The sequence below is a fragment of the Akkermansia sp. N21116 genome (assembly GCF_029854705.2).
GTDB lineage: Bacteria > Verrucomicrobiota > Verrucomicrobiia > Verrucomicrobiales > Akkermansiaceae > Akkermansia.
On sequence record NZ_CP139035.1, the window covers coordinates 3,140,034 to 3,152,572 of the forward strand.

A 12,539-nucleotide genomic window follows, 5' to 3' on the forward strand; every position below is an offset into this window, starting at 1 on the left:
ATTCCTCCCCAGCCGACATGACATCCTCCATCTAACAACAAATTAAAAAATACTACTTCGCCACTATGAAACTCAGACTACCCCTCCAACTGGCGGCGGCCGTTTTGGCTTGCTTCACCCAATTATCACCCTCCTCCGCCTCCGATACGTTGAGTATCAAATTCGGAGAGGATGGCACCAATATGGCCGGATCTCTCATCTTCGGAGAAGGAGGTTCTTCAGACCTTTTCTTCGGTAACACATCCATCGGTATGGAGTCTGTTGCCGGAAAAGACTGGTTCCTCTGCACGGATACGACCGGTTCCAAAAAAATGGCGAATGGTCCGACTGTCGCTTGGAATTCCTTGTGCGACTGGCGTGTTGATGCCGGCAACGACTTCCTCGACCGTTGGCTGGGAGAAAGCAAAGATATCCCAACGACCATCAATGTGAGCGGCATCGACATGCTGCAATACACGGTCTACATTGTTTATTCTACCGATAACGGCAGCAAATGGTTTGCACCCCTCGTCAACGGACAGTACTACTCCTACGATGAAGCTGGAAATCTGGTCGAATCCGATGCCGCATGGGGACAAGCCGGAAGCAGGAATGATATCGTTCTGAAGGAAAATACCATCGCCATCGGAGGTCTCACCGGAGACCTCTCCATCATTGGAGGCTACAACAACAATGAGGGCAAACGTGGCGGCATCGCCGGCATTCAAATCGTCGATTCTTACGAAGGAACGGTTCTCCACCGTATCACTCCTGCTGGGACAGCTGCGTGGACAGCAGCCGAATGGTCCGATACCAGCGGAAGTACGGGCTCTCTGGCGTGGGGAACGGGGAAGCAGGCAGCTTTCATCTATGCCCATGCCGAGGGCTCCACACTAACTTTGGATGGAACCATTTCTACGGATGGGCTCATTCTCAAATCAGGTTCCCTGACTCTCTCTGGAGGAAGGCTCAATATGACCGGGCCTTCCATGCTGCAAACGGCAGAAGGAACCACCCTGGACCTCAGTGCCACAACCTTTAACAATGAGCTAGTCCTGTCCGGAAACGGCTCCGTGATTATCGACACCATTTCCAGCACGATCAAGGTCACCGGAGGAACGCTTAAACCGGGAACTCTCCACGACGGTTCCCAAATCACAATAACCGGATTAGGAAGTCTTGGGGGAGACTCAGTCAAACTGGAATCCGGAGCAAAAATCATCCTCTCCGACACCAATTCCAATGCTTTCACTTTCAACAATATTTCGGGCGATGGCACTCTCCTGCTCATTGGCGCTACCGTCGGTTCATGGGCTACGGACAACAGACTGACCAATACACGCACTGAAATCAGAGACAGAGAAAGTGTCTGGCTACCCGGAGGTTCTTTTGACGCTGAAAAAACATATTCCCTGGGCAGAAACCTTTACATTTACTCCGGAAGCTCCCTGAAGCTTAAATTCCCGGCAGTCAATGACAATGCCCATACCATATCTTCCGCTCTTACTCTGCAGGAAGGAGGCACCCTGTACGGAGGCGTTGGTTGGGCGGACGATCAGGGAGGCGGTGCCAACATGGCAAATATCAATTTCATCAATGGTATCACAATTGAAGCTACGGCAGCGGCTGATGACGTCGCTTTGATCTACCTTTCCTCGGGACAGCGTGGCCTGTTAACCTCCAAACTCAATGGCTCCGGCACCATCAAACTTGAACGTGTCGGCGGAATATCCTACGGCGGCAGTATGGTTCCGGAATCAAGCCTGGTGATCACCGGAGCGGATGACGATGCAACTCGCCGGTTTTCCGGGAAAATACAGCTTACAGGAGTTGATGGAGAAAAGAAAACCCACTTGATTCTCAATCATCAATTGGCAGCTGAAAAAGCTCTCATCTCATTGCAGGGAGCCTTCTCCGGGCTCTCCCTGGGTGTCGCGGAGAGTACCATTGCCGGTCTGGAATCCGTCCTGACCGGAGCAGAACACATCACTGTAGGAATTACCAGTGGGTCAACACTAACTGACAGTGTTCTGACTATCAATTATTCCGGTAAAGACACCCTGACATATGCCGGAACTGTACTGGCCGGAATCAGCATCAATAAAACAGGTACCGGCACACAAGTTTTAAGTGGAGACATGAGCGCCTTCAACGGCACGCTGACTGCTAGCGAAGGCGAGTTGATCCTTAACAATTTCACGGGAAGAGGCATGCTTGCCGCCAATGGGGGAAAACTGATTTTGGATGGTTCGGGCACCTTCAACGCGAATGCGACCGGCACAAAAGAAGGCACCTTCGTGTTCAGAAATGGTTCGTGGAAGCTCTACATCAGCAGCAATAAAACATTCGATGCCGGAACATTCCATATCGAGGAAGGAGCCATGTTCCGCACGACGTCACTGTGGAAACATCACCTGAATTTTGGGTCAGAATCCAAATGGACGGGAACCGGAACCTTCCGTTTTGACGTCCCGGAAACACAAGGCCAATACGATGGTTTCCGCAATCTGACTCTCCAGGGAAGCACAGCCGGATTCACGGGCACACTCGAATTGCTCGGAACCGACTGGGATGCAAACCAATATGCCTACCGTACCATGCTTTATCTGGATTCTGCCGATAACACTTTTGGAGGAATTATCAAAACCGTCGGCATCAGTAAATCGGAAGGAGGCGATACCAGCATCATTGATGACAGCGTCACCCCCAACTCCGTACAAATCATCGTTCAGAGGGATATGAGTGTCGCCGGCCTGGAAGGACAAGGAGGCCTTGTCACTGGAGATGAAACCATCGGTACCGTTGATCTGATCGTGGGGGATGCCGCCAACCATACATTCGGCGGAAGCATCGGCACGCTCGTCAACATTGTGAAAGCCGGTGAAGGAACCCATTTCTTCACCGGAGATATGTCCTCCTTCAATGGGATATGGGAAGCTCGGGCTGGAATTCTGGACATTAGCGGAGCCACTCATCTGGGAACAGCCGCTACGGAATACCGCCTTGCCGGAGGGCAATTGAAAGTCGGAGACTCCTTCACTTTATCTGCCGCATCAACCTTGTCGGGCAGCGCGGCTTCCGCAGGCAGCCTGATTGGCAATATGGTACTCGACGGAGGTACTGTCACCGTCCTGAATGACACGACGGAAACTCCACAGTACATCATTGACGGCAATCTGACTTTGGGTACGGGAACAGCCCCCAAAGTCGTTCTCGACCTCAACTCCCTCTTCTCGTTGGCAGCCAGCAATACCCCTTATGTGTTCACCTTGTTCCAGAGCAACAACAACTTCACGGGATTAACGCTCGACGACATCGAAACAAAAGGCCTGATTGTGGACAATACATCGCGTGACTCCCTCTCCTTCGCTCAAGGCACACTCGGAGGCAAATACATCACGACCATGTCGCTTACCAAATCCGCTCCAGTCACCTTGACATGGACTGGCAATGGCAGTCTCTGGCAGACGAAAAGCGGACAATCCTCGTGGACGGCCGACATCACTTCCGCCGATACCGGTTTCTTCACGGGGGACAAAGTCATCTTCACTGCTGGAGCCAGCAACAAAACCGTATCCATCACCGGGACAGTCAAACCGAGAGCTATCGAAATCCAGGGCGGAGACTACGTCTTCAATTCCGGAACCGAGGGAACGATCACCGGAGACGGTTCCCTGACACTCAACAGTGGAAGTCTCAGCATGAACCTGGCCAATGCCAGCTGGAAAGGAACGATCAACGTCAAGGCAGGCGAACTGAAATTCGCACAAGATGGCCTCGGAACAGGCAAAATCACCCTGAACAACGGAACGACACTGAGCTGGCTTGCCGGCAACCAGCAGGATGTCTCCTCCCGCATAAACTGGGAGGCAGACTCCCATGTCACCTTGAACATCGCCGGAGCCGAGGACAAAGTAATCTTCGGTACATCCATTGCCAACAAGGCCCATGTCACCAAGCTGGGCAACGGAACCATGATCCTGAATGGAAGCGCCCGAATCACAGGCTCCCTGACCATCGGAACCAAAAATCTTAGCGGAGGCATCGTCTCCATGACGGGGGGAGGCAGCACGACTCCCGCTGCCGTCAAGGGAGCTATCGATGTCGTCAATGGCATTCTCAGCCTGGACGCCGTCAGCATGACAGGATGGGGGGAGGCCGCCAACAATGTCTCTTCCCTGGCAATCCGAGAAAACGGGGAAGTCAGATTCACCACAAGCGACAACCAGACATTCACGGATCTGACTGTCACCATGGAGGGCGGTACGCTTTCCGGCAGTACGGGACGCATTGATTTCTACGGACAGACAACTCAGGTAAAGACTCTGGCTTCATCGAAAGAATCCATTATATCCACCCAAGTTTCTTTGCGGCAGGATGATAACATCTTTGACATCGCCGATGGGGCTGCCGCCAATGACCTTCTGGTTTCGGGCAATTTCATTACAACCGGCGGAGAGGCTGTCACCCGCACATTGATCAAGCTGGGCGCCGGAACAATGAATATCTCCGGGCAGTACAACATCGCCAAAGGCATCGAAGTCCGAACCGGGAAACTCATTCTGAGCAATGCCGATGCCAAACTGGCCGCCACGGAAATCTCCATCCATAAGGATGCCATACTCACCTTCAAAACCACGAAGACGGAAGGGTACAACTACGGAGGAATCCTGTCGGCACAAGGAGTCGATGCAACTGAAGCGGGAACAGTCGAAACCGCCGCAGGAACCAAACTCGCCTTGTCGGGCAACAACTCCGCATTCAATGGAACTTTACAGATAGCCAGCAACGCAGCACTGACTCTTCTTGGAGATATGGGCGCGGCCAATTTACGTGGTGACGGCGCCTTGCTCGTCCAGGGAGGAACAACCGTCATTTCCGGCAACAATGATGGGGATTCGCTCTTCAGCGGCACCATTACCATAACAAACGGTACACTTCGTGCCGGGACGGACACTGCCTTGGGCAATGGAGACATCAACCTTCAGGGAGGCACGCTGGATCTCACAGACAAAGCCCTCGCCAACAAGATTATTGCCACAGGAGGAACAATCTCCGGAAACGCGTCTGCTTCGATTGGCGATGTAGTCGCCCGCCGGGCATTTTCCACAACAGGGACATTATCAGTGGCGTCACTGTCCATGGATGCAGGGATCACGGTCTCGACAGCCAATCTGACGTCCAGTGGCGGCCTCACACTCGGTACCGGAGCCCTGCTTGCCACAACAGGCAATCTCACTCTGGCAGAAGGAACAACCATCAGTATCGATGCTCTTAACCTGACTCGGGATGATGCCTCCATAACGGTATCCGGCAATCTCTCAGTCAGTGGTAATGGTAGCGTATCCATCAAACTCGGAGACGACTTCATGTCCAACAATATCAGCGAAGGTAACTACACCATTCTGAGTGTCTCAGGCGGACTGGACCCGAACTGCTTTGTGGCAGGGACCACGCTCGGGGGCACACTTTGGGATGATGTTTCCGATGTCTACGAATTCAATTTGGTGCTTTCCGACGATAAAACAAAACTCTACCTCCATGCCGGCATCGACAACAACAAAGCCTGGCAGTGGAAGGGCGCTTCATCGGGGACATGGTCAAACACCTCGGCTGAAGATTGGAAGGACAAGGAAACAGGCCCCGAAGGAAAAGCTGTTTTCTTCGGAGCTGAATCCCCATTGGATCAAACAATTCACATTGATGAGACAGGAGTCAACCCCGTCTTCGTCCAGATACAATCCAATGCTTCCTACACCTTCACGGGAGGGGCCATCTCAGACTACACGGGAGCGGGCAACACGAAGCCAACCGCCTTGATGATGGCCGGAACAGGAACCGTCATCCTCCAGAATGCCAATACATTCTCCGGGGATGTCACACTGAACAAAGGAACCGTCGTCATTCAGAATGCAAATGCCTTGGGCAAGAACGGAGCCATCATTTTCAATAACGGCACTTTGGAATTCGGCAACAATGCCACGGATATTTCAGCACGCTTCATCGTTAACGAAAACAAACTGAAACTGGCTGTTTCCGAAAATGTCAGCATCACTCTCGCCAATCTGGCGACCGGAATCAGGAACAACGCTCAAATGCTCCTGACCAAGTCCGGAGCCGGAAATTTAACTCTCGCACAAAGCTTTGCGGGAGACATGCACATCACCGATGCCACTACGGAAGAGGCCGGCATACGCATCCGACGCTCGGATTCCGGAGGAAGCCTGACTCTTCAGGGCGCTTCCTACAAGTCGGTAACCATTGATTCCCTCAACACCCTTATCATCGACGGATCAAGCAATAACTCCCTGACTCTGGCAAATATGGCTCAGGGAGACGGCCGAATTCTGATCAATGCCGGGAAAAAACTCTCTATTGCAAGCGCCGGACGTTGGGACGGCAAATTGGAACTTCGCAATGGAGCCACCCTCAGCCTGACCGGATCGGCCAATACGCTATCCGGAGGAATCACTGTCAACGCTGATGGTGGTCAAGCCACGATCAACGCCGGAAGCTCCACCATCGGCATCGCGGGCAAAATTAGAGGTCTTGCAGAAGTCGACAGCCAGCCAGGAAGCCTCATGCTCCATCATGGCACGTTCGATCTTTCCGCTTCCACCGTGGAAGACAATGTCCGCATCATCCTGGGAAATGGTACGGCTCCATGTCAACTTCTCTTGGGGACCGAAACGGACGCTACCCTGCGTCTCGCCGGATTCACAGCTTCCTCAGGAAGCACAGTCACCGGAGCTGAAGGGCAAACTCTGGAATTGGTGGAGGCCGAACTCTCCGGTACCCTCACCGGCGGATTCAAGATTCGTGTGGATGGCGAAAGTTTGGGCAAAACATCCGTTACCCTCAAAGAAGGAGTCAGCATCGGAAATAATATCGAATTCGTCGTCTCCGGCGGCATTCTGGATCTGGCGGGACTCGCTCTTCAAAACGACATCACTCTGTATTCCGGTAGTCTCACCAACGCTTCCAACTGGGACAGCCATGTCAGTATTGACACTTCGGCAGGCCCAGACTGCATCGCCCTGGGAGACATCAAGGCAAGTGCCATCAAGAAGATTGTGACGAGCGACGGTTCCACAGTACAGGGAATCGGCCACGGAACGATTGAGCTTGATACGGCAAACCTCACTCTGGGTGTCTCCAACACGAAAACATATACAGCATCAACGGACGATATCACTGGAGACGGAATTACCGCAATCAACTTCGGATCAGGCCAGACAGATGCCCAGGCAGACGATCGCATCACCCTAAGCGAAGGAACGAAGCTGTGCCTGAATCTCGGAGACGACCTGAAGGAAAACGTACTCGACCAATTTGCCGTCAACTTCGGCAAGGAAGAGCTCCTGCCCGACTATGGAGACTCTGGCGACAAAATCAACAGACTCTACTTCACCATTACCAATGGCAAACTCAATGTAGATCCCAAGCGGATTGACTTAGATCCACTCCTCAAGATATGGGGGCTCAAGGTCGCCGGAATTGATGGAGGAAGCATCATCGCCGACGGCAATCTCTCCGTCTGGAGAACATCGAAAGAAGGGCACGTTAGCGGTTATGAAAACATGAACGACTACCGTGCCGTTTATCTGGACAGAGATATGAATATCACTCTGCCCGGCAGCGATGATCAGGTACTCACCATCAAGTACGCCAGCGGGAAGAAAGGCTGCGATCTCACCATCAACAGCGATGGAACAGGGACGGCACGCGTCCAGTTCTACAATGACCGCGATCGCGATGGAGATCTGGTGCATTCCACCATTGCAGGCAAGCTCCAATCCGATGAACACACGGTCATCTCCAAAACAGGTGAAGCCACCCTCAGCATCGTAGGAGATATTTCTCTCGCAGGCAGCCTGAGCATCGAAGAAGGAGGAATGGACTTCACCCGCAATGACGGTGAACATACCATCGGCAAGCTCTCCATCTACAAGGATGGCATGCTGACTATCTCCGGCATCGAGAGTATCGTAACCGTCAATACGCTGGAAAACTCCGACGGCATCATTCAACTGGGAGGGGATTCTATCCTGCGGATTGCCAGTGGTAGCACCATCACCGGCTCTATTCGGGCCATCGGAGGCCAGGACGAAACCGGAACGCTCGAATTGGGAGAAGGTACAATCATCCTTCGAGCCCGAAACGCACTCGCCGGAATCAACCTCACTACGGCTTACGGAACCAATCTTGATCTCGACGACAAAGAAACCAGCGCTACCATTAACAATTGGAACGGGCTCGGCACGATCGCCGGCGAAGGTTCGCTCACCATCACCGGGCGAGCCGTTTACCGGGGTACACTCGCCGACTTCTCAGGCCAAATTGCAGTTGATCGGGGAGAGTTCACCCTCGGCAATATCGGTAACAAGGCAGCCAGCCTGTCCGCTACAGGTGGAGCAAGCCTCACCTTGGACTACACCGAAGGCGAAGCCGCCTACGCCAACATCACCATCTGTGGATCCTCCCGGCTAACCCTCATCGCAGGTAACGGCTCCGGCACCAACAACACACTCACCCTGACACGTGGCGGCAGTATCAGCGGAGACTCCACACTTGGTTTCGTTCTGAACACCGAAGCGGACGGAAGCCTGAGCCCCACCAAACCGCTTATCACCACCGGAGAGCAGGAAAACCTCACCATGGGCGATGGAGCCACCATCCATATCGCCGCTGGTGACAACCAACGCGTCATCAACGGTACCATGCCAATGCAAATCGCTCTGGCATCCCACGTCATTCAACAGGGCGGAGTCCAGATCGTCTTTGACGAACTCTTCGGCAAATACTTCGACCCAACCCAACCGCATGTCGAAACCATCAACGGTACCATGGTACTCACAACCTCAGCCAGCCGCAAAGGATTCTACATCCACCATGCACTGAGCGAAGTTGCACAGTCGGGGGCCAGACTCATGGACACGGTCCTCATTACCCTCAACCCGCAAACATCCGACAAGACTAGTACCCTGGCAGCCCTCCTAAACACCGTAGATGCCTCCATCAAGGCACACGATGCTGCTGGAGCCAGCCGTGCCATGGCAGCCTCGGCAGGCAGCACAGTCACCAGCCTTCTGGGGTCTCTACAATCTGATTTCCGCTACCAGCAGACCCAGCTCCGCAATCGCATGACCACCATGGGATTGCCCTCGGGATATAGCTATGGCGGCGACCTGCCTCTGTGGAACACCTGGATGCAAGCCACTGGCTCCTACAACTGCCTCAATGGCGATGGAGACAATGCCGGGTACCAATACAACACCTGGGGAGGCACCTTTGGCGTCGATGCCAACTTCACGCCCGGATTCACCGCAGGTATCGCCATGACAGCCAGTTATGGAAAATTGACATCCAACTCGGCAGATAGTCTCAGTGGAGACATGGACAACTATTACGTCAATCTCTTCGGCCGTTACCAGCGCGGCAAGTGGGGACACAACTTCATCCTCACCGCCGGATGGAGCCAGGGAGATGCCGAACGCACCGTTCCCCTGGGGCAATATAGCTACGCCGGACACAGTGAAACCAGCGGCAACACCTGGGGCGCCATGTACGAAGCCACCTACGACATCTCCCTCGACGAAAACAACAGCTCCATCCTCCAACCACTCGTCAACATCTCCCTCCACAAGAGCAGCATTGACGACTACAACGAAACCGGTGCAGGAAACGCCGGACTCGCAGTCAGAGACATGGACGCGACAACAGCCACCATATCGGCAGGCATCCGCTGGATGGGCCTCATGGGAGGAAACCTCTTTGGCAGAGAATCCCTGGCTGAGCTTCGCATGCAGGTTTCCCAGGATATGGGTGACACGCAGAATGAAGCCCGCGTTGGATTCCAGGGGAATCCCGGTTTCAGCCAAAACGTCAAAGGAAGCAAAATGGGAACAACCGGCCTTCAAATCGGAGCCGGAATCAGCATCCCATCCGGAGAACAAGGCACAGTCTTTATGGAAGCCAATGCTGACATCCGCAGCCGCATGACCTCGGCTAGCGGCAGCATCGGTTACAGGTACAACTTCTGATAAAAACGGAAGACGGAATAAAAGAGAAAAACAGCGGGGCGGCTCCTCCACACGCAAGGAGGAGCCGCCCTCAACAAAACCAATTGGCGTCACCGAATGCACCTCTAGCCGCGTCTCCTACCGAAACATAAAAACAATCGAACCGCAGCCCGGAAACGGAAAATTCCGGGTTCCCTACCTCTTCACACCATGAAAAACATATGAGCCTTCATATTAGGATGACCCGAGAAGCCGACCTGGCTATCCACAGGATGAAAACATATAACTTCCTGACAGCTTTGGTCTTAGCCATATTATCTTTTTGCTTGTTCGGCTTAACTCTGTATATGGTTGCAATCGTTGTATCAAAACCGGAAATACCGGAAATAGTTGCCTATGCTGCAAGCAACGAAGAAGGAGCTCCCCTGGATACTCCATTGACACCGGAACGAGTCATCACCCGACCGACTGCGAGCATTCAAAATCACGCCAGCATCATCACTTCCGACACAGTAAGCGATGTAGCAATTAGCTCGGTAGACATCGACACTCCGGAGTTTTCCGATCTGGGCCAAAGTCTCGAACTGGGCGTCGATTTCGGTACAGGAGTAGGTGACGATCCCGGTACGGAAGGAGGAGGTTTCGGAACGGACTCTCCAGCAGGAAGTTCCCTGGTTGGTACATTCTACGATCTCAAACAAACAGCATCCCGGAAACCACTCAAAGAAGACTTGAGCTACGAAGAACACACGAACATCTTAAAAAGATTCGTTCAATCGGGATGGAAGGAAAGCACACTGGCCAAATACTACAAAGCACCGAGGAAATTGTACAACTCACACATTTTCATCTCCCACAGATCAGCCGAGGAAGCTCCGAAAGCATTCGGTTGTGAAAACACAGTCAAGCCCAAACACTGGGTGGCCATCTACCGAGGAAAAATCGTTGCTCCCAAAACCGGGAAATTCCGTTTCGTAGGACTCGCGGACGATATCATGACCGTCCGTCTGAACGGCAAGGAAGTATATGATCACGGCTACTTCTACATGACAATGGGAGGCAGGTATATGGAAAGCGAAGAGATCTTTCTCGTCATGGAAGGCAAAGCCAAAAATGCCATACTCAAACGAGAAATCCAGAGATCGGGCATCTACCACATCCCTGCCAAATTCTATAAATACAGTACCATGGGACACTACAACAGTCGCTTGAATGGAATGATTGTCGGCCCTGAATTCTCTGTCACAGCCAATGAAATATATCCCATTGAAATTATGATCTCAGAAGTACCCGGAGCCGGATTTTCCGCCTTTTTGTTAATCGAAGAAATTGGTGCCGTCTATGCTAAAAAAGACCCCAGCGGTGCTCCGATACTGCCCCTATTCCGAACCAATTACTCCCTTCCCGATCCATCATTCAATCAAGGGACCAGACCTCCATTTGACCCCATTGGCCCGGTTTGGCCATGCGTCAAATAAAGTTTCGCCTGCTTACTCCCCGCATACAAGCATACAGGCAGTATCTATCCGGGAATACTCTGTTCCGGAATAAAAATAAGGCTTCTCCGTAAGATTTTGCGGAGAAGCCTTAAGAAAAGTTGGAGCGGGTAACGGGAATCGAACCCGTATGATCAGCTTGGAAGGCTGGAGCTTTACCACTAAGCTATACCCGCCTGACGTGAGAAGAATCTACATTTTCCTCACCAGAAGTCAAGATGTAATTCATTTTTTTCCTTCTATTATCTGCAAACAATATGATTGACACCCCTCAGAAAACAGCGTAAGCATTTCTCCACATAGCGTCACGCGGGTGTCGTTCAATGGTAGGACACAAGCTTCCCAAGCTTGTGACGTGGGTTCGATTCCCATCACCCGTACCAATTCGCCTTTTCCTCCCCCTTGCAGAATACCTTAATTCGCAAGGGCTTCTTATTTCTATCCTGCATATACCAAAAGTCACGAGTCCGGATCAGCGTTCTGTACGAAGGACTTTGCCGTCGGCAGAAATCAGCAGGTCGTAATCTTCGGTGTCAGTAACCACTTCTATGTCGTAACTGACAGTCTGACCCTCGGTGATTTTTTTAACTTCCTTGATTCTTCCCTGAGGATAGTCTTTCAAAGCTGCTGTTCGGACAATTTCCGGAGTGAGGGCTGGATCGATTTCCTCTTTGACACGAACTATCTTACCGTCCGAAGTAAGCTTCACTTCGACGTCAAAGCCGTTGATGCGAAATTCCGCTTCGTACTGTTTGGTACGATTATTGAAATCCCACTCGATTTTGCGCACCTGGGCGTAAGCGGATTTCACTCCGGAAACGACCTCCGCCGGAACGGATGTTTCAGGAATATCGGCAAAAGCCGGAACAACCCATAAAATGGCGGCAGCAAAGGACAAAATACTCTTCGTTTTCATCATATGTGGTATGATTCTAAAATAGGATAAAGTGTTCAATTCAATCCCAGTCAGGAGCCATCGCTTTCCTCTCCTCATTCACACGTCGAAGTTAATTTCACAACCGATGCTATGACAAATTCCAGT

General features: G+C 52.2%; 3 protein-coding genes and 2 tRNA genes. 3 read left to right on the forward strand and 2 right to left on the reverse strand.

The features are described 5' to 3' along the window. The first annotated feature begins 65 nt into the window (after positions 1 to 65). Both QET93_RS11900 and QET93_RS11905 read left to right on the forward strand, forming a co-directional pair. On the forward strand, positions 66 to 10,022 hold the full coding sequence (locus tag QET93_RS11900) for an autotransporter domain-containing protein (RefSeq protein WP_280132173.1): 9,957 nt from the start codon (positions 66 to 68) through the stop codon (positions 10,020 to 10,022). A 200-nt stretch (positions 10,023 to 10,222) separates the two neighbouring features. Beyond that, a complete protein-coding gene (locus tag QET93_RS11905; RefSeq protein WP_280132174.1) occupies positions 10,223 to 11,479 on the forward strand; it encodes a PA14 domain-containing protein in 1,257 nt (418 codons plus the stop codon). Between the two features lie 120 nt (positions 11,480 to 11,599). Here the strand turns inward: QET93_RS11905 and QET93_RS11910 are convergent. Continuing rightward, a tRNA-Gly gene (locus QET93_RS11910) sits at positions 11,600 to 11,673 on the reverse strand. A 133-nt stretch (positions 11,674 to 11,806) separates the two neighbouring features. Between QET93_RS11910 and QET93_RS11915 the strand changes: the two genes are divergently transcribed. Beyond that, positions 11,807 to 11,880 (forward strand) — tRNA-Gly (locus QET93_RS11915). A gap of 89 nt (positions 11,881 to 11,969) precedes the next feature. On the opposite strand, the gene QET93_RS11920 is transcribed toward QET93_RS11915, so the two are convergent. Beyond that, positions 11,970 to 12,416 carry a PepSY domain-containing protein gene (locus tag QET93_RS11920; RefSeq protein WP_280127303.1) on the reverse strand — a complete coding sequence of 149 codons (447 nt, stop codon included), beginning with the start codon at positions 12,414 to 12,416 and terminating at the stop codon, positions 11,970 to 11,972. Between the last annotated feature and the right edge of the window lie 123 nt (positions 12,417 to 12,539).

Excerpts from the sequence above, each read along its gene's own strand:
- QET93_RS11900 (WP_280132173.1), top strand. The coding sequence starts at position 66 with ATGAAACTCAGACTACCCCTCCAACTGGCGGCGGCCGTTTTGGCTTGC.
- QET93_RS11905 (WP_280132174.1), top strand. The coding sequence starts at position 10,223 with ATGAGCCTTCATATTAGGATGACCCGAGAAGCCGACCTGGCTATCCAC.
- QET93_RS11920 (WP_280127303.1), bottom strand. The coding sequence starts at position 12,416 with ATGATGAAAACGAAGAGTATTTTGTCCTTTGCTGCCGCCATTTTATGG.